This is a genomic window from Chryseobacterium endalhagicum, assembly GCF_016745235.1.
Taxonomy (GTDB): domain Bacteria; phylum Bacteroidota; class Bacteroidia; order Flavobacteriales; family Weeksellaceae; genus Chryseobacterium; species Chryseobacterium endalhagicum.
This window is the reverse complement of the sequence record NZ_JAELVM010000002.1, coordinates 200,476-224,173: the sequence shown is the minus strand read 5'-3', so window position 1 is coordinate 224,173 and position 23,698 is coordinate 200,476. Positions and strand designations below refer to the sequence as shown.

23 protein-coding genes are annotated in these 23,698 nt (G+C 39.6%); 15 read left to right on the top strand and 8 right to left on the bottom strand.

The annotated features are described in order from the left end of the window. The first annotated feature begins 2 nt into the window (after nucleotides 1–2). From JET18_RS11270 to JET18_RS11260, 3 genes are read left to right on the top strand one after another with little or no spacing between them, the layout of a single operon-like run. Nucleotides 3–704, top strand: a complete 702-nt coding sequence (locus JET18_RS11270) for a DUF4013 domain-containing protein (protein WP_202091130.1) — start codon at nucleotides 3–5, stop codon at nucleotides 702–704. Next, nucleotides 701–1,222 (top strand): LPS assembly lipoprotein LptE, encoded by a 522-nt coding sequence (gene lptE, locus JET18_RS11265; protein ID WP_202091127.1) that lies wholly within the window; start codon nucleotides 701–703, stop codon nucleotides 1,220–1,222. The genes JET18_RS11270 and lptE overlap by 4 nt, the downstream gene beginning before the upstream one ends. Nucleotide 1,223: 1 nt before the next feature. Next, a complete protein-coding gene (locus JET18_RS11260) occupies nucleotides 1,224–3,257 on the top strand; it encodes a hypothetical protein (RefSeq protein ID WP_202091125.1) in 2,034 nt (677 codons plus the stop codon). A 59-nt stretch (nucleotides 3,258–3,316) separates the two neighbouring features. Here the strand turns inward: JET18_RS11260 and JET18_RS11255 are convergent, their stop codons facing one another. The 4 genes from JET18_RS11255 to JET18_RS11240 all read right to left on the bottom strand — a co-directional run bounded on the left by JET18_RS11255 (nucleotide 3,317) and on the right by JET18_RS11240 (nucleotide 5,937). Continuing rightward, the gene (locus JET18_RS11255) at nucleotides 3,317–3,925 is read right to left on the bottom strand and encodes a DUF4126 domain-containing protein (protein ID WP_202091123.1); all 609 of its coding nucleotides are present in this window, start codon (nucleotides 3,923–3,925) and stop codon (nucleotides 3,317–3,319) included. Nucleotides 3,926–4,218: 293 nt separating this feature from the next. Continuing rightward, complete coding sequence (gene rnpA, locus JET18_RS11250; protein ID WP_202091121.1) at nucleotides 4,219–4,593, bottom strand: ribonuclease P protein component; 375 nt, start codon at nucleotides 4,591–4,593, stop codon at nucleotides 4,219–4,221. Beyond that, entirely contained in the window at nucleotides 4,593–5,318 is a 726-nt protein-coding gene (locus JET18_RS11245; protein ID WP_202091119.1) for a tRNA threonylcarbamoyladenosine dehydratase, read from the bottom strand. Before JET18_RS11245 ends, rnpA begins: the two co-directional genes overlap by 1 nt. Continuing rightward, a complete protein-coding gene (locus JET18_RS11240; RefSeq protein WP_202091118.1) occupies nucleotides 5,311–5,937 on the bottom strand; it encodes a TatD family hydrolase in 627 nt (208 codons plus the stop codon). The genes JET18_RS11245 and JET18_RS11240 overlap by 8 nt, the downstream gene beginning before the upstream one ends. A gap of 99 nt (nucleotides 5,938–6,036) precedes the next feature. Between JET18_RS11240 and JET18_RS11235 the strand changes: the two genes are divergently transcribed. The 4 genes from JET18_RS11235 to coaBC all read left to right on the top strand — a co-directional run bounded on the left by JET18_RS11235 (nucleotide 6,037) and on the right by coaBC (nucleotide 9,459). Next, the gene (locus JET18_RS11235) at nucleotides 6,037–6,666 is read left to right on the top strand and encodes a TetR/AcrR family transcriptional regulator (RefSeq protein WP_202091117.1); all 630 of its coding nucleotides are present in this window, start codon (nucleotides 6,037–6,039) and stop codon (nucleotides 6,664–6,666) included. Between the two features lie 103 nt (nucleotides 6,667–6,769). Next, entirely contained in the window at nucleotides 6,770–7,765 is a 996-nt protein-coding gene (locus JET18_RS11230) for an outer membrane protein assembly factor BamD (protein ID WP_202091116.1), read from the top strand. A gap of 41 nt (nucleotides 7,766–7,806) precedes the next feature. Beyond that, complete coding sequence (locus tag JET18_RS11225; RefSeq protein WP_027372958.1) at nucleotides 7,807–8,130, top strand: DNA-directed RNA polymerase subunit omega; 324 nt, start codon at nucleotides 7,807–7,809, stop codon at nucleotides 8,128–8,130. Nucleotides 8,131–8,253: 123 nt separating this feature from the next. After that, complete coding sequence (gene coaBC / locus JET18_RS11220; protein WP_202091115.1) at nucleotides 8,254–9,459, top strand: bifunctional phosphopantothenoylcysteine decarboxylase/phosphopantothenate--cysteine ligase CoaBC; 1,206 nt, start codon at nucleotides 8,254–8,256, stop codon at nucleotides 9,457–9,459. A gap of 123 nt (nucleotides 9,460–9,582) precedes the next feature. Here the strand turns inward: coaBC and JET18_RS11215 are convergent, their stop codons facing one another. Continuing rightward, nucleotides 9,583–10,161: a DUF6273 domain-containing protein gene (locus JET18_RS11215; RefSeq protein ID WP_202091113.1), complete on the bottom strand. Its 579-nt coding sequence runs from the start codon at nucleotides 10,159–10,161 to the stop codon at nucleotides 9,583–9,585. Nucleotides 10,162–10,491: 330 nt separating this feature from the next. On the opposite strand from JET18_RS11215, the gene porD reads away from it, so the two are divergent. From porD to JET18_RS11190, 5 genes are all read left to right on the top strand, one after another. Further along, nucleotides 10,492–11,394, top strand: a complete 903-nt coding sequence (gene porD / locus JET18_RS11210) for a type IX secretion system protein PorD (protein ID WP_202091112.1) — start codon at nucleotides 10,492–10,494, stop codon at nucleotides 11,392–11,394. Between the two features lie 78 nt (nucleotides 11,395–11,472). Further along, complete coding sequence (locus tag JET18_RS11205; protein WP_202091110.1) at nucleotides 11,473–13,122, top strand: DNA repair protein RecN; 1,650 nt, start codon at nucleotides 11,473–11,475, stop codon at nucleotides 13,120–13,122. A gap of 53 nt (nucleotides 13,123–13,175) precedes the next feature. Then, nucleotides 13,176–14,642, top strand: coding sequence for a DUF5687 family protein (locus JET18_RS11200; RefSeq protein ID WP_202091108.1), 1,467 nt, complete (start codon nucleotides 13,176–13,178; stop codon nucleotides 14,640–14,642). Nucleotides 14,643–14,645: 3 nt separating this feature from the next. Then, a complete protein-coding gene (locus JET18_RS11195; protein WP_202091105.1) occupies nucleotides 14,646–15,365 on the top strand; it encodes an ABC transporter ATP-binding protein in 720 nt (239 codons plus the stop codon). Between the two features lie 10 nt (nucleotides 15,366–15,375). Beyond that, the gene (locus JET18_RS11190) at nucleotides 15,376–16,311 is read left to right on the top strand and encodes a Dyp-type peroxidase (protein WP_202091103.1); all 936 of its coding nucleotides are present in this window, start codon (nucleotides 15,376–15,378) and stop codon (nucleotides 16,309–16,311) included. 47 nt (nucleotides 16,312–16,358) lie between these two features. Here JET18_RS11190 and JET18_RS11185 read toward each other — a convergent pair whose 3' ends face one another. Together JET18_RS11185 and fumC are read right to left on the bottom strand one after the other, a co-directional pair. Next, nucleotides 16,359–16,568, bottom strand: a complete 210-nt coding sequence (locus JET18_RS11185) for a bacteriocin-like protein (RefSeq protein WP_202091101.1) — start codon at nucleotides 16,566–16,568, stop codon at nucleotides 16,359–16,361. A 243-nt stretch (nucleotides 16,569–16,811) separates the two neighbouring features. Next, nucleotides 16,812–18,206 carry a class II fumarate hydratase gene (gene fumC / locus JET18_RS11180; protein WP_202091100.1) on the bottom strand — a complete coding sequence of 465 codons (1,395 nt, stop codon included), beginning with the start codon at nucleotides 18,204–18,206 and terminating at the stop codon, nucleotides 16,812–16,814. Between the two features lie 169 nt (nucleotides 18,207–18,375). Between fumC and JET18_RS11175 the strand changes: the two genes are divergently transcribed. Together JET18_RS11175 and JET18_RS11170 are read left to right on the top strand one after the other, a co-directional pair. Continuing rightward, nucleotides 18,376–19,983: a fumarate hydratase gene (locus tag JET18_RS11175; protein ID WP_202091097.1), complete on the top strand. Its 1,608-nt coding sequence runs from the start codon at nucleotides 18,376–18,378 to the stop codon at nucleotides 19,981–19,983. Between the two features lie 94 nt (nucleotides 19,984–20,077). Beyond that, nucleotides 20,078–20,362, top strand: a complete 285-nt coding sequence (locus JET18_RS11170) for a hypothetical protein (RefSeq protein WP_185113286.1) — start codon at nucleotides 20,078–20,080, stop codon at nucleotides 20,360–20,362. A 98-nt stretch (nucleotides 20,363–20,460) separates the two neighbouring features. Here the strand turns inward: JET18_RS11170 and JET18_RS11165 are convergent, their stop codons facing one another. Further along, on the bottom strand, nucleotides 20,461–21,330 hold the full coding sequence (locus JET18_RS11165; protein ID WP_202091095.1) for a helix-turn-helix transcriptional regulator: 870 nt from the start codon (nucleotides 21,328–21,330) through the stop codon (nucleotides 20,461–20,463). Between the two features lie 151 nt (nucleotides 21,331–21,481). Between JET18_RS11165 and JET18_RS11160 the strand changes: the two genes are divergently transcribed. Further along, the gene (locus JET18_RS11160) at nucleotides 21,482–23,560 is read left to right on the top strand and encodes a T9SS type A sorting domain-containing protein (protein WP_202091093.1); all 2,079 of its coding nucleotides are present in this window, start codon (nucleotides 21,482–21,484) and stop codon (nucleotides 23,558–23,560) included. Nucleotides 23,561–23,698: the final 138 nt, after the last annotated feature.

Sequence of the window (23,698 nt, the reverse complement as noted above, 5' to 3'; positions counted from 1 at the left end):
GAATGAAGCATTTAGAATTACTCGGCGTAAAAGGATATGATTTCAATATAGGAAAGTACCTGTCTGACGGAATGGAGCTTTTCAAAAAAGATATCGGCGGTTTTATCGTGGCAACGTTACTCTTATTTGTAATGAATTTTATCCCTTTCTGCGGGATTCTTGGAATGGGCAACTTTTACAAGATCTGCAAAAAGGTAGATGAAGGAGAAAAAGTTTCCGTAGGAGATATTTTCGATTTTACAGATTTTGTAATGTACCTGAAACTGTTCCTGCTTATTTTTGCCATAGTAATTATTGCGATGATTCCGGTCCAGATTTCATTGCTGCCGGTTATTTTTGCAGCCAGTGCTTCCGAGGGGTCACTTTCTGAGACGGGTAGTGCTTTATTTGCAGGAGGAATGGGAATTTGGTTTTTATTGGTTATGATCCTGATATTTGCGATTGCTGTAGCCATGTTTTTTGTTCAGCCCCTGATTTCGCTGCACAGAATGACCAGTGTAAGAGAAGCTTTCATGCTTTCATGGAAAATTGCCAGAAGGAATTTCCTGAAAATTTTTGTATTTTCTATTATCGTAGGATTCATTTCCCAGCTTGGCGTTATAGCATGCGGAATAGGTGTACTGTTTTCCATTCCACTGGGAATCTGCATGAAGTATGCGGCCTATAAAGATGTATTGGAATCCGTAAATCAAAAAATGGTATGAGTAAATTAAAGATCATATTCGGGTTTGTTGTTCTTTCCCTTTTTCATCAGTGTTATTCTTTCACAGGATCATCGCTGACGGATGAAAAGACCGTTCAGATCAATGAATTCCCGAATAATGCAGCGTTGGTAAATCCAACCCTTTCCCAGCAGTTTTCTACAGATATCCAGAACCGGTTTCTGCAGAGAACCACTTTGAAAGGAACAAAATCCAATCCTGATATTTTGATAGAAGGTGAAATCTCCGACTACGGTTTTTCCCCTACTACGATCAGCTCCAATACAATACAGAACCCTTCGGGTGGTGTAGTACAGCAGGCACAGAGCAAACTGACGATTACGGTAAAGGTACATTACGAAAACAAGCTCCACCCGGATTCCAGTTTTGACAGAACGTACTCGGATGAAGCCGTTTATAACAGTAACCTGACGCAAAGTGAGATTGAGGCTTCCCAGGTGAAGCTTGTGACAGACAGAATTATTAACAAGATATTTAACGATATTGTAGCCAATTGGTAAGATGAATCCCAGAGTTTTAGAATTATTAAAGAACCCCAAAAATATTCAGTCAGAAGATCTCGGTCTTTTGAAAGAAGAAATTCATACTTTTCCTTATGTACAGAACATAAGGGCGCTTCATTTGTTTGGGGTACACCTTTATGATAAAGAAAACTATCAGAAAGAGCTTTCCACCACTGCGGCTTATACCACGGATAAAAAGCTTCTTTACCAGCTGATCAACGGTAAGATCAAAAAAGAGCCGAAACCTGAAACAAAGGAAGAAAAACAGCCTTTGCAGACCGTTGATAAAGCCGTAAAATATTCCTATAAAGAAAAAGCTTTCCCGATAAAAAGAGAAGAGCCTTCTGAAAAAGTACAAAATCAATACGAAGAGGCAGCGTGCATGATACCGCCGGCTCAGGATATTAAGCATATTTACGTCAATGGCGAAAGAAACAGAATTCTCTTTGAAGGAGAGGAAAATTACCTTGACGAAACCAATTCAGAAACCATAGATCTTGAATCTACTCTGGAATCAGGAGTACTGGTTACCCAAAAAGCAGAACCTGCTGCAAAAGAATTTAAAGAGGAAATTGCAGAGAAAGAAGAAACTGTAGAAAATGAAGTAGCAGAAGATTCAGAAGCTGATGTAGAATTTACACCTGAAGTGATTGTTGAGAAAGCAGCAGCAGATGACACAACAGAAGCAGAAGAAGTTAAAGAGGAAGACAACTTAAGCTTTCATGAAGTCGAAACTTTAGCTCCGGAAACAGCAGCTGCTTCGGAGGAAGAACAGCCGGAAATTGATGAAGAACCTGTAACTGTTGAAGCAGATGATGAATTTAAAGCAGTTAATGAAGAGGAAAATACAGCTGAACCGGAAGCTGAGATCAGTTTCCACGGAATGGACGAGTTCCTGCCGGAGGTAAAAATCCAGGCAAATAATGAGGATGAAGCCGTGGCTCCCGAAGTTTCAAAACCGAATGTGAATAAGCATGAGGAGGAAATGAGACGCCTGATTGAAGAAGTGGAGAAGAAAATGAAAGAGGCTCAGGCAGCTCCGAAAATTGAAGCAGAAGAACCGGAAACCACCGATCACGAGATCAGTTTTGCAGAGACTCAGAATTTCCATTTCTGGTCTACTGAAAAGGAAGAACCTAAAGCAGAACAGCCGGCAGCTGAGCCTGTAGAGGCTGTGTCTGAACAAACCATACAATCCGAAGAACCTGCAGAAGTACAGGAAAAAGCCGAAGAAAAAGAAGTCGCAGCAGAAGAAGTTTCCGGCTGGAAACCCATGAGTCTGGAATCCAATCTTCCAGATTCTATGATCAGCAAGGAAACAGCAGCTCCTGTGGCTAAAATTGAATCTTCAAAACAGGAAGAAGTTCCGGCTGCAGAAGAAAAACCTGTAGAAGTAATTGCAGAACCTGTTGAAGAGACCAAAGAAGCTGCCGAAACGGTTTCAGAAGATAACCTTCCAGCTGTAGAAGAAACGTCTGAATTGGCAGAAGAAAAACAGGAAGAACTTAAAAGCTTAGAAGAAGCGGTAGAAATAAAAACGAAAGAAGAAGCTCCCGTGATGAATGTTTCATTCTTTGGGTCAGATATTTCCAGTTTATCCGTAGATAAAAGCGGAAAAGAAGAACAAGAACCTGTTCAGGAAATTAAAGCTGAGAAAAAGCAGGAAATACCGGCTGACAGTAATGTTCCCGGCTTTATCAACACCTGGCAGAGCTGGCTTAAAATAGGAAGACCTGCAGAAGAAGTTGTAGACAATGATAAGATTGAAGTTCAGGAAAAGGTTATTGAAGCCTTTATTGAAAACAATCCGAGAATCAGCCAGTTAAAAGAAGAAAGCACCTATGTGGTTAAAGAAAAGAATGATGATATTTCCCATTTGATGACGGAAACATTGGCCAATCTTTATTTTGAACAAAAATTATATACGAAAGCTATAAAAGCATTTGAAATTCTGATCAAAAAGAATCCTGAAAAAAAGGAACATTTCCAATCTAAGATACAGGAAATAAAAGATTTCAGAACTAAAAGCTGATCGTTTAGAAAAATATTAGAAAAAGGCCAATCATTCATACGATCGGCCTTTTTTATGTTTTAAATGTCGTCTGCAGCAGTCTTGCCTCCCCGTAGCTTCCGCCATGCCTTCCGCCCGAAAACAATCACAAGAATAATCAGGATAATGGCAAAAACAGCAGCAATAACAGGCGCTGCCATCGCTAAGATAGACATGATTCCTGCTCCCGCGGTTTCAGTGGTTCCTACTACAGAATTCCCCAAACCGCCCGTGGTAGCTGTAGAAGCGGCCCGGATTCCTGCAAAGCCGGAACTTATCGTGGCTGCCGTTCCGCCGCCTGCAATCAAAGCTAATGCCCACTGCGGAAAAGTTCCCATATCTGCAAACTGGCTCGCAAATAAAACGGAGCCCGCCACAGTAGCCAAAGGAACCGAAATAGTGTCCAGCAGATGATCCACAAAAGGGATATAATACGTTAAAATTTCAGCGATCGTAGCAATTCCGGTCGTAATAAGAGCGGGAAGTCCGGCAAGCCATTCAAAATGCTCGTTCATCGGGATCCAGTGAAAGTAGGAAGCCATGCTCACGGCAAACATAGGCAGGAAAACCCTGAAGCCGGTTGCTGCTGCCAGACCAATACCGATAAAGGCACTGAGAACATAAGAAAAGTAGGGGATATTGTCTAACATTTTAATTTTCAGATTTATTGTTTCCCCTAAAATTACAAAAACTATGCAAGATTCTGTAAAAAATTACCACTCATCAATTTTTGCAGCTCCTCGTACCCACAATTATCTGTGAAAATCTGTACAATCCGTGGTTAGAAAGAGAATCGAAATTAATATAGATCTCCCACAGATTTCTCAGATTCCGCTGATGTTTACATTTTAATATTGGATAAATCTTAGAATCTAATCTCTTTCATCTATGGTTACCCACACATTGTTACACTGCTACACTATTAAATTGTTATATTATGAGATCAAGTCTTCTTCTGCATCTGGCAAAGCTTAATAAACTGCTCCTCCACCTCCTGAAACTTAGCCGGAATTTCAGGAGAAACCCAAAACATCATCGTTAATGTTTTTTCTCCAAATGCTTCCTTAAACAAATCCTTATTCAGGCGGTAGCACTCCCTTAAAAGCCTTTTTACCCGGTTTCTGTGGACCGCTTTCTTAAAATACCTCTTAGAAACAGAAACCCCAAACTTGTGATGTTCTACCGGAAGAGCGGGCTTATCCTTCAGAATAATAATCCTGAGATTCCCACAGCTTCTCCATTTACCTTTATCAAAAAGTAAAGCGATCTCAGTATTTTTTTTGAGTTTTTCTTCTCTCGGGTATTTAAAGTTCTGCATTAATCTTGTTTCACTAAATAATTGATCACTTCAGAGGCTGCATACAATCCGAAAATGGCTGGAATATAGCTGATCGTCCCATAGAAAGACCTTTTGTAATTGGCTCCGTCCGTCATTTTCAGACTTTCCTCCTGCTGAAGTTCGTTAGAAAACACACATCTGAAACCCTTATTGATCTTTTCCTTTTTAAGTCTTTTTCTGATCTGTCTGGCAAGGAAGCAGTTCTGCGTTTTGCTGATATCTCTTACCATTACCTTACTGGGATCGGTTTTCCCGCCTGCCCCCATGGAGCTTACGAGTTTTATTTTTCTTCTTTTTGCGGCTTTAATCAGGCACAGCTTCGGGGTTACACTATCGATGCAGTCCAGGATATAATCAAATTTATCAGCATCAAGAACTTCATCCATTCTTTCCGGATTCAGGAATTCATTGATTTTGATTAAATTAATTTTAGGATTAATATCAAGCAGCCTTTCTGCAACCACTTCCACCTTATGTTTTCCTACCGTTGAATGCAGGGCAGGAAGCTGTCTGTTGATGTTTGTGATATCTACCGTGTCACCGTCTACAATCGTCATATTTCCAACGCCGGCTCTGGCTAAAAATTCTGCGGCGAAAGAACCTACACCTCCCAAACCTATTACCAGGACCTTTGCTTTGTTAAGCTTCTCTAATCCTTCATCTTTGATCAGGAGTTCCGTTCGCTCCAGCCAATACTTATCCATTCTTTATCGTGTCTAAATTTTCTAAAATCTGTTCGTTCAGTTTTTCCAAAGAAATACCTTTTAAATCCGAAACTTTTGAGTACAATTCTTCAATGTTAAATTGTTCATTATCAGTTTCTAAAAACATTCTGTCTAAGGGTGTGTTTCTTACAATATCCTGCAAAGATAAATGATACAAAACCGCTTTTCCAAAACTCAGATAAAAATTATTTTTGAGAAGGTCGTCAGCAATGCGCTGCTTTTTGTTGAAACCATGAATAATAACCGCCTGCTCAGCCTTCTTTTTAAAAGAAATGACCTCATAAAATTTTCTTACACAGTGAATGATCATCGGTTTCCGGATCTCGTTTGAGAGATAGATCTGCCTCAGAAAAACTTTTTCCTGGATATTTTGGGGAATGGGAACCATAGAATCCAGACCGCATTCTCCTATGGCCAGACAGTTTTCTGAAATATTTGACTTCAGCCATCTGAACTGTTCTTCAAGAGAATCCACTGCAATATCTTTAGGATGAATACCAATAGAATAGGACGATTCCAGAGGAACTGCATCCAGATCCAGATTGTAGATCCCGTACTGAATATTCTTCTTATGATGGTGAAAATCAAAAAAATCCATTAACAAAGGTACGATTATATTGAAAAATTAATTTAAAATTATTAAACGAACGTTTATAAATGTGTTAAAAATTTCTTAACTTTACTCAAAGTGCACTTCATGAGAAAAAAATTTACAGAAAAACAGATCCATATTTTGGATATTGCTGAGGAACTTATTGCCAAAAAAGGGTACGAGGGAACTTCTGTAAGAGATATTTGTTCCAGGGCCAACATCAATGTGGCCATGATTTCCTATTATTTCGGGTCCAAAGAAAAAATGATGTCCTACCTCTATCAGTACAGGGTACTGAAAACCAGGGAGAACTTTTCAGAATTTGCAGATACCATTAAAGACGGCAAGCCGGAAATGCAGCTGAGGGAGATCATCAAATACATTGTTTCCCAACTGTTCAAATACAATTATTTTCACGGATTCGTTACCCAGGAACTCAGACATACGGAAAACCTTAAAGATGAGCTGCTGGACTTCTATCAGCTGTTTGTAAAGAAGCTGGACGATGTGATCAAGAAAGGGGTTGCTTCGGGCGTATTTACCTTTACACCGAAACCTGAAGATATTCTTACCATGATCCTCGGTTCCACATTATTCGTCATCAGAAATAAAAATTTCTACGAACTTTATGTGCCAAGCAAAAATGAGGAAGCTTACACCAAAGAAGCTGAGAAAAAAGTAAGAATGAATCTTTTAGTGAGTGTTTTTGCGATTTTGGGATACGCTGCAGACTAAATTTACGTTAAATATTCATAAAAAAAAATCTATTGGCAAAAAAGTTATATTTTTGCAAATTAGTAAATCGGCTGTGTAATCCGAAAACTGTTGAATTTTTTATATGAAAAAATATATTTTAGGTCTTTTTGCGGTAGCAGTTATTTCCTCTTGTGTAAGCCAGCAGGAAAAAGCAATGAAGAGTGCTGACAAGAATTTTATCTTAAAGGCAGCGAATGAAAATTTTGCCAAAAAGAAGTGGAAAAATGCATTGGCTCTTTATGACAGGCTTACTAACCTAGTGGCAGGAACAGATGATTTCCCGAACGTAGGTTTTAATACGGCTTATGCTAATTACTATGACAAGAGTTATAAACTGGCAGGACACCAGTTCAAAAACTTTGCAGTGAATTTCCCGAAGGATCCAAGAGCAGAAGAAGCAGCATATATGTCTGCATTGTGCTACTATGAAGGTTCTATGGATTATAACCTGGACCAGTCTACTACAGAAACAGCGATCAATGAGCTTCAGGATTTCCTTACGAATTACCCGAACTCTGAAAGATCAAAAAATATCAGCCAGCTGATTGACGAGCTGTCTTATAAATTGGAATTTAAGGCCTACGAGAATGCGAGACAGTATTTCAAAATGGGTGAATATAAAGCAGCTAACGTAGCTTTGGATAACGTACTGGAAGATTTTCCGGGAACAAAACTTCGTCCGAAAATCTATGACTTTATCATGAAGTCCAGATATGAGCTTGCTACAAAATCTATCTATGACCTTAAGGACGAACGTATTGAAAGTGCTCTTTCTTACACAAAGATGGTAGAAAAAGAACTTCCCAATACGGAATATTCCAAAACAGCTACCGATCTGAGAGCAAAACTGGAAAAAGAAAAGCAAAATTTTGTAGTCGTTAAAAAACAAACGGAAGCAAGAATTGCAACATTAACGGCAAGACAGAAAAAAGAGCAGGATAGACTGGCAGAAAAAGGTAAAACTGAGCAGCAGATCAAAGATCAGATCAGTAATGAAAAGAAGGCAATGCAGATCCAGAGGGATAGTGCGGCACTTCAGACCCCTCCGCCGGCAGCCACTTTCAAAATTCAAAGATAATTCGTAAATTTGCCATCTTAAAATAAAATAATTTTCTCAAAATGAGTGTAAAAGATACAAAAGCAGAAGTAAATACTATTACTTACGATAAAGACAAGATTGAAGATAAAGTAGGTTCAATCTATGAAGCTATTGTTATCATGGGAAAGAGAGCAGAGCAGATCAATGCGGAGATCCGTACGGAACTTCACAATAAATTGGACGAATTTGCTGTGCACAATTCTACATTGGAAGAAGTTTTCGAAAACAGAGAGCAGATTGAAATCTCTAAACATTACGAAAAACTTCCTAAGCCTACCTCTATTGCTATCGAGGAATGGTTAAATGAAGATATCTATTTCAGAAAGACAGAAGACAGAAAATAATTATTTTTGTTTTTAATCATATGAAGGTCATAAGGGAATTCAATTCTTTTATGACCTTTGTCTGTTTGTATCCGTCTTTGTGCGAAAAAATAAGTAATTTAGTATTTCAAAAATTAAAACTAAATGAGTGTTTCCGGTAAAAAGATACTTATCGCTGTTTCTGGAGGAATTGCGGCCTATAAAATCCATTTCCTGATCCGGGATTTTGTGAAAAAAGACGCCGAGGTTCAGGTGATTATGACTCCTGATGCAGAACAATTCGTAACGAAGCTAAGCCTTTCAACCCTTTCGAAAAATCCTGTGTATTCAGATTTTTATGGAGATAACGGAACCTGGAACAGTCATGTGGAAATGGCCTTGTGGGCAGATGTCATGATTATTGCTCCCTGCACCGCCAATACACTGGCGAAAATGACGCACGGAATGTGTGACAATCTGGTTATTGCGACCTATATGTCTGCAAAATGCCCTGTATTCATCGCTCCGGCTATGGATCTCGATATGTATGCCCATCCTTCCACCAGACAAAATATTGAGGTGGCAGAAGATTACGGACATTTTATTATTCCTGCTGAAACCGGTGAACTGGCGAGCGGCCTGATCGGGCAAGGAAGAATGGCAGAACCGGAAACGATTGTTAAAGCCGTTGAAAATTTCTTTACTTCCCAAACTTCAGCCAAAAGCCTTGAAGGAAAAACAGTGCTGATTACGGCCGGACCTACGTACGAAGCCATTGATCCCGTAAGATTTATCGGAAATCATTCCTCCGGGAAAATGGGTTTCTCGCTGGCTGAAGAGGCGTCAAAAAGAGGAGCAAAGGTGATTCTTATTTCCGGACCAAGTTCTCAAACCACCGATGATAAGAATATTGAACTTCATAAAGTAACCTCCGCCAGAGAAATGCTGAATAAGGTCTTTGAGTTTTATGACCGTGTAGATATCGGTATTGCGAGTGCTGCAGTGGCAGACTATGCTCCGAAAGAGGTAGCCAAAGAAAAAATTAAAAAGAATGATGACAGTTTAACCATTGAATTGGTTAAAAATCCAGATATTCTTAAAACCATGGGTGAAAAGAAAACCCATCAGTTTCTGGTAGGATTTGCCCTGGAAACCCAGAATGAAGAGGAAAATGCCAAAGGAAAACTGGAAAAGAAAAACCTGGACATGATCGTCCTGAACTCACTCCGGGATGAGGGTGCAGGCTTTAAAAATGATACCAATAAGATTAAAATATTCACCAGAACCGAAAAGAAAGAATTTAACCTGAAATCTAAAGATGAAGTCGCTGCGGATATTCTGGATTTTGTGGAAGCTCAACTTCTGGGGTGATTTAGAAACGGCAAAAGCGTTGGCGGAAGAGAAATCCGAAAGTTGAGTTTTAGTGCTTCAGCCTGCATTTTGCAAGACCGAGGGCTAAGTTGTCGTTACTTTTTTGTTCGTCAAGTTAAAAACTCAATTTTTTATTTTTAACCATAATACGGGACGAATTCCACCTCCGTCTTTAGGTCGTCCATAAACTCCATTGCCACGGATATACACATTACCTTTTGAATTTACACTGGCAGAAGTCCGGGAGTAATATCCAGGCGAGCGAAGTCTCCACCAATGATTTTCTTTTCTAAATTCTGCTTGTCGCCTTTGATTATTTTCGTCGTTTATTAGCCATTTTTGTTTGTCCTTGTGGGATAAATTTTCTCTGCTGTCGCCGAAGTATTTACAAACTTCCTCAAGGCTTAATAAAAAAATATTGTCAATAGTTTCATTTCCTCCTTTAGTTTTAAACCAGGGGTTATCGTGATTATTGTTTTTTACTGTAATTATTTCTGCTCTTTCAGTGGTGTTGAAAGTTTCGAGAAAATCATGGTTAAGATATTTTCTCAATGAACAGTTTTCCCAGGTTATATCTACAAATTCATCATTATACCACCGTAATTCAATTATTTCTTCCGTGATTATCAGAGCCTTATCTTCTTTAATGTCAAGTATGCGCCATTTGTAATTTCCAAAAGCAATTAAGTCGTCTTTTTTCATCGGTAGTTTTGTTGTATAATGACATCTAACATCCAAATTTACGAATTGCATTGATATGAAGTTTGTTGTTTAAGCATTTCATTTGTTAAGCTCAACTCATTCATGAATTCTTTTTGCTCCAAATTGTAAAACTTAAACTTAATTCACCAATTTAGATTTTTTAAATTTTAGACGGGTAATTAATTACGGATTTAAGTAAATAAAAAGCCCTTTGGATTTTTTATTGTGCTTCTGATTTTAATTAATCCCCGATTTAAATTAATTCTGTATGTTTTTGTCGTATACTAAGAATAATTTTAATAAATTTCCGTTTTCAATTTTTAATAGATAATGAAAAAAATCATAAGCTTATTCTTACTGCTTTTTATATACAATCTGAGTTTTTCCCAGGAACTGCTTGCAACGGTACAGGTCAATTCCCAACAGCTGGGAGGAAGTAACCAGCAGGCGTACAAAGCCCTGGAAAAAAGTCTCAGGGATTTTATCAATAATACCAGCTGGACAGGGAAAAAACTTCAGAATTTCGAGAAGATAAAATGTAATTTTGCCGTCGTTATCGCGGAAAGAGAAGGAAACAGGTTCAAAGGAAGCATTGTGATCCAGGCGGTTCGTCCGGTTTTCAGTACCACTTACGAGTCTCCTCTGATCAACCTTCAGGACCAGCGTTTTGCTTTTGAATATGTTGAAAATGAAAACCTTGTTTTTAATGAAAGACAGTTCTCCGGTAAAAACCTCATTGATGTTGTGAGCTTTTATGTGTATGTGATCTTAGGATATGATGCAGACAGCTACCAGTCCATGGGCGGGACACAATGGTTCTCAAAAGCGCAGCAGATTGCCCAAAACTCTCAGAACAGAAACTATGAAGGCTGGAATGTCATCAACGAGCCTAGAAGCCGCACGATACTGATCAATGAGATCATCAACCCGAACTGGAGCCAGCTTCGTTCCACTATGTACACTTATCACAGAGCCGGATTGGATAACTTGTTCAACCAGGATCAGACCACTGCCAAGAAAGTGATTTTTGATGCGCTTTTACAGTTGAAAAGATACGAAAACTCATTTCAGCAGTCTTATTATTTCAATCTGTTCCTGGACAATAAAAGTGATGAGATCTTCAATATTTTCAATTCCGGAAATAACGGAGGTATCGTCATGAACGACCTTAAACAGCTGATGATGACGCTTTCTCCAAAAAATTCTGAGAACAAATGGAATAAGTGGAAATAAACATCCATGATATTCAGCTATTGAATACTTAATTCTAAATTCTATATTTGCATTACTTAAAGTAATCAGCTATTATCCATGCTTTCGAGAATTTACATTAAAAATTTTGCCCTGATTGATACTCTTGAAGTATCATTGAATAATGGTCTGCAGGTAATTACCGGGGAAACCGGAGCCGGAAAATCTATTATTTTAGGAGCCCTGAGACTTATCCTTGGCGAAAGGGCAGAGGTAAAATCTATTGCTAAATCAGAAGAAAAAAGCATTGTAGAAACTGAATTTGATCTCAACAACCAGTTCAAAAAATTCTTTATTGAAAATGATCTGGACTACGAGCATCATACCATTATCAGAAGAGAAATTCTTCCTTCCGGGAAATCCAGGGCGTTCATCAATGATGTGCCGGTAACCCTTGATGTGCTGAAAGAACTGTCTTCCCAGCTGATCGACATCCATTCCCAGTTTGAAACCTCAAATCTTTTTACTTCAGAATATCAGTTTAAAATTATTGATGGCCTTTCTGAAAATAAAAAAGTGATTGAAGACTATCAGAATCAGTTTTCAGACTTTCAGAGTTTAAAATTACAGCTTAAAAAATTTCAGACACAGCTTTCCGAAAACAGAAAAGAAAGTGATTACAAAGATTTTTTACTGAATGAGCTGGAAGAGCTGAAACTGGACGATGTAGATTATGAAGAACTGCAAAACCAGCTTTCTGTGCAGGAAAATGCCGAAATGATCTCTGAAAACCTTGTGCAGATCCTTTCAAGATTTCATCAGGAAGAAGTGGGAATTCTTTCCTTCTTTAACGAAGCTAAAAATAAATTATCAAAAATCTCAGAAGTTTCCAACAGCTTTGCCGAGCTTGACGGAAGACTGGAAACCTCTTTTGTAGAACTGAAAGATATAATTTCCGAACTTGAAAATGAATCGGAAAAAATAGAAATCAATCCTGCCAGTCTTGCCATCCTTGTTGAGCTTAATAACAAGATCAATGCCTTGTTTCTAAAACATAATGTTTCAGATCTCAATGAACTGAAAGAGCTGAGAGATCAGCTTGCAGGCGAGCAGAAAGGAGCTTCAGAGCTTGAAGAGAATATTGCTGAGCTTGAAGAAAATATTTCTAAAAAAGAGAAAACACTGGAAGCTCTTGCAGAAAAATTATCCAAAAACAGAAAAAAATCTGTTCCTCTCTTTGTAAAAAAGGCAGAAGGACTTCTGAAAAAATTAGGTCTTGAAAAAGCCAGAGTGGATATAGAACTTCAGGATGCTCAGGAATTCAATGCATTTGGAAAAGAAAATATCCAGCTTCTGTTCCAGGCCAATTCAGGTTTTCCTTTAAAACCTATCCAAACGGCTATTTCTGGAGGAGAAAGATCCAGAGTAATGCTTGCCGTAAAGAAAATCATTGCAGAAAGTGATGAGCTGCCTACTCTTATTCTAGACGAAATTGATACCGGAGTTTCCGGAAAAGTAGCCGAAGAAATCGGGAACTTAATGCGCGAAATGTCCTCAGATATGCAGCTTATCGTTATTTCACACCTTGCCCAGGTGGCTGCTAAAGGAAACAACAACTACAAAGTGGTGAAGCGAGATATCTCGGGCAAAACCCAATCCACCATTATTCCTCTGAACGAAGAAGAAAAACTGAACGAAATTGCCCAGCTGCTGTCCGGAAGTAAAATTACCGAAGCCGCAATGGCACAGGCCAGAGAATTAATTGGCTGAAAAAAACTGTAACATATTTTACATTATATTTACTAATACGTAAAAACTAAGATATGTTTCTAAAATTCCTCAGGCTGGAAATCAAAAGCTTTTTCCGCGGTACCTCTGTAGGAGTCAATCTTGCCATGAAGATCCTCCGCTTTATAGGAATTCTTTATTTTACGGCATGTCTGGCAGGCGGTGCTTTTGCAGCATTCTATTATGTACAGGAAAAAATGCATATGGACCCTCTGAAAGTGGTTTCAAAATTTTTAATCATGGGCTGGGCCGTAGATCTGATCTTAAAATACATCTGGCAGGAAATGCCAACGCAGAACATAAAGCCGTTTCTGACCCTGAATATCCCCAAAAATACGCTGGTCAATTACATGCTGATTAAGACCTTTATTTCAGCATTAAGCTGGCTGAATTCCATCTTTTTTATCACATTTTCCATCATTGCGCTGTTCAATGGTTACAGTGTTTTAGGGGTTTTGACCTGGTTTGTCGGGATTTCTTTGCTGTTTTATCTGAATAACTTTATTAATATTCTGTTTAATAATAAGGAAACGGTGGCCATAGCCGTAGGATGTGTTTTTGCTTTGGTGGCAGGACTTTCCTACTACAATATTCTACCTGTTCTTACCTATTCCGAAACGTTTTTCTATAGTTTTTATGAAAAACCTTACTTCGTAGTGATTTCTGTGGTGCTTTTTGCGGTCTTGTGGAGAATCACTTTCAGCCATGTACGCCGGGAGTTTTATCTGGATCAGGGGCTTGAAGCTAAAAAACAGTTCGGGAAGACAGAGAATATTGCTTTCCTGAATAAATATGGCGTTACCGGAACATTCATCAATAATGATATTAAAATGCTGCGGCGTAATAAAGTCACCAAAGGTATTCTGATCGGAAGCTTTTTCTTCCTTTTTTACGGACTGCTGATGTACACTTCCGTCATTTATAAGACACCGGCTATGATGATGTTTATGGGATTGTTTGTGACAGGTGGTTTTCAGTTCCTGTTCGGGCAGAGGGTTCCTTCTTTCGACAGTTCTTACTATCCGCTGATGATGACCCTGAATGTGCCTTACAAAGAATATCTTAAAGCAAAGTGGTGGCTCATTAATATTGTAACAGCGGCTTCAATTGTTGTGGCATTGTTCTACGCGTACTTCGGCTGGGAGGTGTATCTGGCTTTCTTTGCGGCCGGGCTTTATAATATCGGAGTGAATTCCCAGCTTACCCTTTGGTCCGGGGCATTTAACAAAACCCAGATCGATCTGAATTCAAAGGAAAAAAGGATAGGGCAGAAAAACAGCTTTAATCTCAAAGCAATGCTTCTTCTTATCCCTAAGATGCTTCTTCCGATGGCCGTTTTTGCCGCAACACAATACTTTTTTGGTATTACAGCTGGTGTCGTAAGCATTGCGGTTCTGGGACTTGCAGGGTTTATGTTCAGAGAAAAGATATTCGATATTATCGTAAAACAATACAAAAGAGAAAAGTACAGTACGCTGGACGCATTTAAAAATAAAGGCTAAACTATGATTACTATTAATAACTTATCCAAAACATACGGAACGGCTACCGTTCTTAATATTGAGCATCTTGAAATTCCGAATGGAGAAACATTTGGTCTTGTAGGAAACAACGGAGCAGGAAAAACTACGCTTTTCAGCCTTATGCTCGACCTGATCCAGCCTACGACAGGTTATGTAAGCATTGACGAAATCAAAGTCAATGAATCCGAAGCCTGGAAAAATAAAGTTTCAGCTTTTGTAGATGATACTTTCCTCATCGGTTATCTGACCCCGGAAGAATATTTCTACTTTATCGGAGAGCTTAGAGGGCAGAATAAAGCTTCTGTAGACGAATTCTTAAAGCCTTTTCATGATTTTTTCAACGGGGAGATCCTTAATTCCGGAAAATACGTCCGTGATTTATCAAAAGGAAACCAGAAAAAAGTAGGAATTATCGGAGCTGTTATCGGAAATCCGGAAATTGTAATCCTTGACGAACCTTTTGCAAATCTGGATCCTTCCACGCAGATCAAGCTTAAAAATTTAATAAAAGAACTTTCAAAGCAGGACGGAGTTACCTTTCTGATCTCCAGTCATGACCTTTCCCACACCACCGAAGTCTGCAACAGGATTGTTGTGGTGAATAAAGGACAGCTTGTAAAAGATATTCAGACCAATCCTGAAACGCTGCAGGACCTTGAACAGTATTTCGCAGATCAGGTTTCAACATCTTCAGTTATTTAATTCCTGTAAAATGAGTATAGAATCTCAAAACGTCACAGATTATCCCAACAGCAATACCATTTTTATGGTGTGGAAACTGAAGGACGGTCCATTGCTGAAAGAGGCTTTTCAAAGGCTTTGTGCTTTGGTTCTCAATCTGAATAATTCCGTTTTCAACAGATTTCCGGACAGCAGGGCAAGCTGTGTCATGGGAATTGGGTTTGAAGGCTGGAAAAAGCTGGAACTCCCAACGCCAATGCCAAAAGAGCTGGCTGTTTTTGAAGAGATCAAAGGAGTGAAACATACCGCTGTTTCTACGCCCGGAGACCTTCATTTTCACTTAAGGGCAGATAATAAAAGCCTTATTTTCGATATGGCGGTTGAGCTCTCAAAACTTCTGACTCCGGTTGCAGAAAGTATTCTTGAAATCCATGGATTCAAATATTGGGATGCCCGTTCCATTCTCGGTTTTGTAGACGGAACCGAAAATCCGCACGGAGAAGACCGCGATTATTTTGCAAAAATCGGAGACGAAGATCCCGGATATAAAGGTGGCAGCTATCTATTTGTCCAGAAATACCTGCACAATATGGATGCCTGGAAAGGCCTTTCCACAGAAGAACAGGAAAAAGCCATTGGCAGATCAAAAGAAAATGATATTGAAATGTCCGATGATGTAAAGCCTTCCAATTCCCATATTGCTTTAGCCAATATTGAAGGGGAAAACGGAGAAGAACTTAAAATTGTCAGAGATAATATGCCTTTCGGAAGTCCGTCTTCCAATGAATTCGGAACATATTTCATAGCTTATGCCAGTACATTCAGTACCACAAAGAAAATGCTGACGAATATGTTTATCGGCAATCCGCCCGGAAATTACGACAGAATTTTAGATTTCAGTACAGCCGTGACGGGAACATTTTTCTTCGTTCCGTCGAGGAATATGCTGGATGAATTTTCAGGATAAGATATAAAAAGGCCGGAAACAAGTTCCGGCCTTTTCATCAATTATTTTTAAATAGGATCTTCCTCTATCGGAGTGGCACACATATCGACATGGATCATGCATCCTGCCTGTGAGCAGGGATTGTCTGTAGGAACAGGGCAGCACGCATAGTATCCGTTATATTGAATTAAATACCAATTAGCAGGGCATCGCGGAATAACGGCTCCTCCAAATACTTCTTTCAGGTTCGCTCTGTTCAGTTTTTTCAGATTTCTCATAGAATTAGTTTTTGTATATCACTAATATAGGAAAAAACAGGATAGTAAAATTGTTTTTCATAGTAAATTGTAATTCAGTGTTTTAATAAAAATAAAAACCCCAGAATTTCTGAGGTTTTTCTACTATTTAATCTATTTGAATGTCAGGACGCTTGAAGTTTGAAGAGAAAATTAAAGGTTGATAGTCCTCGCTTTTAACCTCGGAACCCGCATCCCGAAACTTGATTAATTACCATAAAGTTACTATTTCAGGCTTCCAACCATATCTTCCGGTTTTACCCACTCATCAAACTGCTCGGCTGTTAGAAATCCCAGGTTTACGGCTTCCTCTTTCAAGGTTGTTCCATTTTTGTGGGCGGTTTTTGCAATTTTTGCTGCATTTTCATATCCGATATGCGTATTCAAAGCGGTAACCAGCATTAATGATTTGTCTACCAGTTCTTTAATTCTCTCATGATTAGGCTCAATACCTTCCGCACAATGATCATTGAATGAAATACATGCATCCGCGATCAATTGGGCAGACTGAAGGAAGTTGTATGCCATCACAGGTTTGAAAACATTCAGTTCATAATTTCCCTGGGTCCCTGCAAAAGAAATTGTGGTATCATTTCCAAGAACCTGAGCACAAACCATAGTCATTGCTTCATTCTGTGTAGGGTTTACTTTTCCGGGCATAATAGAAGATCCCGGCTCATTTTCAGGAATATGAATTTCCCCGATTCCGGAACGCGGTCCTGAAGCTAAAAGCCTGATATCCTGAGCGATTTTAAATAAAGAAACCGCCAGTTGTTTTAGGGCTCCGTGAGATTCCACAATGGCATCGTGAGCGGCCAGAGCTTCAAATTTATTCTCAGCCGTAACGAAAGGATGGTTCGTAAACTTTGCAATATATTCCGCTACTTTTACATCATAACCATTTGGTGTATTAAGTCCTGTACCTACAGCAGTTCCGCCTAAAGCCAGTTCAGAAAGGTGAGGAAGGGTATTTTTTAAAGCTTTCAGTCCATATTCAAGCTGGGCTTTATAGCCTGAAAACTCCTGTCCAAGCGTAAGAGGTGTAGCATCCATCAGGTGGGTTCTCCCGATTTTTACAATATCCTTGAACGCTTCAGCTTTTGCAGCAATGGTATTTTTTAACTTTTCAACAGCAGGAATTGTTACTTCCACCACTTTTTTATAGGCAGCTATGTGCATCGCTGTCGGGTAAGTATCATTCGAAGACTGGGATTTGTTCACATCGTCATTCGGATGGATTTCAGATTGATCGCCTAAAGTTCCGCCGTTGTTCACGTGGGCTCTGTTGGAAACTACTTCATTGATATTCATATTGGACTGTGTTCCCGAACCTGTCTGCCAGATCACCAATGGAAACTGGTCGTTAAGTTTTCCTTCCAGAATTTCATCACATACCTTAGCGATCATGTCTCTTTTTTCTGCGGGAAGTACACCCAGATCAGTATTGGTGAATGCGGCGGCTTTCTTTAAATACGCAAAAGCTTCGATGATTTCGTGAGGCATGGAACCCTCAGGCCCGATCTTAAAATTATTTCTGGAACGTTCAGTCTGTGCACCCCAAAACTTATCAGCAGGCACCTGAACTTCTCCCATCGTGTCCTTTTCGATTCTGTAATTCATTGTGATTGAAATTTTTATAATCCGTTTATGATTGAATAAATTAATTTTTATAAAGTTAGCCATAAACCCAGAATCCCGCAATTTATAACCATTATAAATATCAATATGGATGAGTGATTTTACTCATGTTTTTTTAAGGATGACGTATTTTTGCACAAACAAAAATTGAATGGATTTTAGATATCAGGATCCGTATCCGATCCAGAAAGATGATACGGTGTATAAAAAATTGACATCAGACTATGTAAAGGTTGAAAAATTAGGAGACAGAGAAATTTTAACCATCGACCCGAAAGGTCTTGAGCTTCTGGCTGAAGAAGCTATGGCTGATGTGTCTTTCATGCTTCGTTCTTCACACCTTGAAAGTCTTAGAAGAATCATCGACGATCCTGAAGCTACAGATAACGACAGATTCGTAGCGTACAATCTGCTTCAGAATGCTGCCGTTGCCGTTGAAGGAGCTCTTCCTTCATGCCAGGACACAGGTACGGCTATTGTGATGGGTAAAAAAGGAGAAAGTGTTTACACAGGAGTGGATGACGGAGAATACCTGAGCAAAGGAATTTACAATACTTATCAGAAAAGAAACCTTAGATATTCTCAGGTGGTACCCTTGACCATGTTTGAGGAAAAGAATTCAGGATCCAATCTTCCGGCGCAGATTGATATTTATGCTAAAAAAGGAGATTACTACGAATTCCTGTTCTTAACGAAAGGAGGAGGTTCTGCCAACAAAACATTTCTGTACCAGAAAACAAAATCATTACTGAACGAAAAATCCCTTGAAGAATTCGTTAAAGAAAGAATATCAGATCTTGGAACAGCTGCATGCCCGCCTTATCACCTGGCGCTTGTTATAGGAGGAACTTCTGCGGAAGCGAACCTGGCGGCTGTGAAAAAAGCATCTGCAAAATATTACGACCATCTTCCTACAGAAGGAAATGAAGCAGGACAGGCATTCAGAGACCTTGAATGGGAGGCTAAAGTTCAGAAGATCTGTCAGGAAAGTGCTATCGGAGCTCAGTTTGGAGGAAAATACCTTACCCATGACGTAAGAGTAATCAGACTTCCGCGCCACGCAGCTTCATGTCCGGTTGGAATGGGAGTTTCCTGTTCTGCGGACAGAAATATCAAAGGAAAAATTACAAAAGAAGGAATCTTCCTTGAGCAGCTGGAAGAAAATCCAAAAAGATTCTTACCGGATACACCTCCTCATTTGGAAGAAGCCGTTGAAGTTGATCTGAACAAGCCAATGCCGGAAATTTTAGCGGAACTTTCCAAATATCCAATCAAAACAAGGTTAAAACTGAATGGAACACTGATTGTTGCCAGAGATATTGCCCACGCAAAAATTAAGGAAATCATCGACAGTGGGAAACCAATGCCGGAATATTTCAAAAACCACCCGATCTATTATGCAGGACCAGCAAAAACTCCGGAAGGAATGGCTTCAGGAAGTTTCGGGCCTACTACGGCAGGAAGAATGGACGTATATGTTGACGAGTTCCAAAGCCACGGCGGTAGCATGATCATGCTGGCCAAAGGAAACAGAAGTAAAGACGTAACCAATGCCTGCGGTAAGTACGGAGGATTCTATCTGGGATCCATCGGCGGACCGGCTGCTATCCTTGCGAAAGACAATATTGTTTCCGTAGACATCGTGGATTTCCCTGAATTAGGGATGGAAGCGGTAAGAAAGATCGAAGTAAAAGACTTCCCTGCATTCATTATTACTGATGATAAAGGCAATGATTTCTTCGCCAATCTTGCGCACTAATTAGTTTAAAATCAAAATAAATTAAAAAATAGGGCTTGTATCTTTTGTGTACAAAACAAAAAAGTCCTATTTTTGCCTAAAATCTTTAAGAGAAATGATAACGATTTTATCAGCATTTTGGCCGTTCTACCAGTTCCTTTGGACTGTATACTTTATTATAATGTTCTTAGTAGGGTTCTGGTGTATCTTCATGTTCTTCGGATTGGTAATCCCAATGTGGTTAACTGAAGGTCTGAAAGAATATTTCGGAAAAATAAAACCTTTTGATCCTGAAGATATCAGAAGAAAAGAGCTTAATGAGCAGGAAGGTGTAGAAGTAGTATTCAGCCAGCCAAAAGGAAACGGACCTTTCCTACACGATCACGGACATCATCATTAATGAGTTGTCATTGCTTTTTCACCTTAATTCTGGAAAAGTAATATCAAAGCAAAACAACATATATAAACCGCTTAATTTTTTAGGCGGTTTTTCTATTATTACCCTTTTCTCAGCTTTTCCGGCGAAACTCCGAATTTTTTCTTAAAAGCCCGGGTGAAATTCTGCACATATTCATAGCCGCATTCAATAGCGATTTCTTTGATCATAATATCCTGATCAATAATCATTTTCTTCGCCTTCAGCATTCTCAGTTCCAGCATATAATCTGCCACAGTTCTCTGATACTGAGCCTTAAATTCTTTCCTGATTTTATTCTGATTAATCCCCGTAAGTTTTCCCATATCTTCCGCACGGATATTTTTGTGGTAATTTTCATCAATGAATTTCTTCACCACATAAGACGTTCCGGGTTCAGCCTGCACCGTATTTTTTTCATTGAACTGTTCAAAAATAAGAATGAGGAGCTTAATAATTTTCGCTTCCACAAATAATCTCTGCATCATCCCTTTTTTAGAATCACTGATCAGTTCATTTAAGATCATATGCATTTCCACAGTCATATACGGCGGTGTTTTCTTATGGAGGAAAATATAATTATTCCTGATCATATTTTCCAGAATATCTGCATTCTCTTTGCTGGATTCCGGATCGATGAGGTTGAAAATATACTGGTAATTGATCTGGATCTGAAAATACCTTATGGTTTCCTGATTTTCCGACCAAAGCTCTGCCGTACTCTCCTGTGAGGAATAATGAAGAATGTACTGGTTCTTCCTGAACAGGAATTTCGTATCACAGTCATTGGCTTCCAGCCTGATATTGGGACTCAGCAGGAAAAGAAGGCTGAAACTGGCCTTACTTTCAATCATATGCAGTCTTGAAAACTTTTCAGGCTGCTGGTCTTCCTGCATGATGATCTTGATATGGTCGGAACTGAACAGCAATCCGCTCCTGGAGAGATTCTTCATAGGAAATGTTTTTACGGGCATGGTACAATTTGAAATAAAACCCTTACACCGGATAACAGAAAGTTTGAAAATGATAACTCACGGTTAATAATGTGGGGTAATTTTGCGCAAAATTAAATTAAATTTAGAATAATTAAAAATAATATTAAATATGTTTCAAAATTTACATTTTGTGATGCGTAAAATAGGAGCCGGTTTAGCCTTGCTCACCATTGCAGGAAGTTATCTATATGCCCAGCAATGGGAGGATGTAGGAGGTGCGCAGGGAGTTTCCGCAGGAGGAAGCAGCTATAATAATCTGGTAGTGGATCAGACAGGAAATTATTATCTTTCTTATTATGATACTTCTGTTTCGAAAGGCTCTGTACAGAAATTCAACGGAAATTCATGGTCTTATGTAGGAGGATCTCCCGGAATAACGGAGGGCACTGCTACTTTTAATTCTCTATCTCTCGACGGGACCGGAAATATTTTTTATACCCATCAGGTTGGATATCCGGGGACCGGAATTGCTGTTCACCAGTTTAACGGAATTTCATGGTCACAGCTTCCAAAAGCTACAGAATCTTCTGCCAATTATCATGCATCTGCGGTTTCTCCTTCCAATACTTTATTTACGTTTGGAGGTCAGAACTCAGGAACCGTGCAGCGTTTTGTAAACGGAGCATGGGAACAGGTAGGAAATACAGGCTTTTCAAACGGGGCTTCCTTTGCCGAATTGGTGATCGGAACGAATGAAAGAGTCTATACCTGTAATGTTTCTGCGGGCGTAAGAGTATACCAGAACAGTACTTCTGCTGCATCTACCGATACCTGGACGCTGGTAGGAGGAAGCATTGTGGATGCTGCTTCTTCATCAGAACAGTACACATCGGATATTGCTATCGACGGGAATAACAATCTTTATGTTGCTTACGTTTCCAGTTCTGCCAACGAACAGAAACTGAATGTCAAGAAATTTGACGGAACAGCGTGGATACAGGTTGGTCAGGCTAATTTTTCAAGCGGAAGAGTTCAGCATGTAGCCATTACCGTTACCAAGGCAGGCCAGCCGTATGTAGTCGCCAGCCGTTTTGAAAATGATAATCTGTTCAGAAATACGGCTTATAAATTTGATGCCGCTACCCAAAACTGGATCACTTTAGGAGGAGATTTTATTTCCGCAGGGGAAGCCAAATTTAATGATCTGGCTATAGACCGCACTAATAATTACCTCGTACTGGCTTACTCAGAAGACGTTACCAGGGTGAAAAGAATTCCTTTGGACGGAGTTCCGCCAGGCTGTACGAATACAGATCCGGGAAGTAACCCGGGAGATACCGGTTGTGTCACGTTCACGTATCAGGGGCAGCAGGTAACCTATGCAACGGTAAGAGGCGGGGACGGAAACATCTGGCTGCAGCAGAATCTCGGAAGCTCTGGGGTAGCCACTTCATTAGGCGATGACACTTCTTACGGAGATCTTTTCCAGTGGGGAAGATGGGATGACGGTCACCAGCTTAGAAATTCGGCTACGGCAGCACCTACATCGCCGAACTCACCGGATGGATTGGCTGGTTCAAATGCCTTTATCATAGGTTCAGCTTCATGGTGGGATGTTTTCGCATCTACCGATAAATGGACGGCCACGAGTCCGGCCAATATTTCAGGTACAGTAGGAGCAGATCCTTGCCGTGCTTTGGGGCAGGGCTGGAAAATGCCTTCCCAGGCGGAATGGGCTGGTATTGTAAGTTCAGAAAATATAGCAAATCCGGGAACAGCGTATAACAGCCGTCTGAAACTTCCTGCATCAGGGTACAGAAGCTCTTCAAGCGGTGCCCTTACCTTTACAGGGCAAAGAGGATACTTCTGGAGCTCAGACACATCAGGCTTAGGAGGAAAATACTTATACATTGGTTCTACCATTGCCAATCCTTCTGCGGGAGCAATGAGAGGACAGGGTTCCGCAGTAAGATGTATTAAAACGGCATCTGCACTGGGAACTTCAGATATTATCAGAAATACGGAGACCACAAGCATCTATCCAAACCCGACAAGCGGTATTGTTAATGTGAAATCGGATTCACTGATTGAGAGCATCAGCGTGATCAATATGGTAGGGCAGAGGCTGAATAATATGCAGTTTTCAAATAACCAGATCAATATGAACGGACTTCCCAATGGAATTTATATTGTAGAATTAAAGTTAAAGAACGGACAGATTTTTTCTAAGAAATTGATTAAAAACTAGTCCCGATACGTTTGATTGATCAGCGGGGGCTTTTTTAGGAAAGCCCTTTGTTGTTCAGGATAAATACAACAAATAAAAAAATAGTTCATTATAATTACTTTTATCGGAAAGGCTTGTGAAAATTTCTTCATGAGCCTT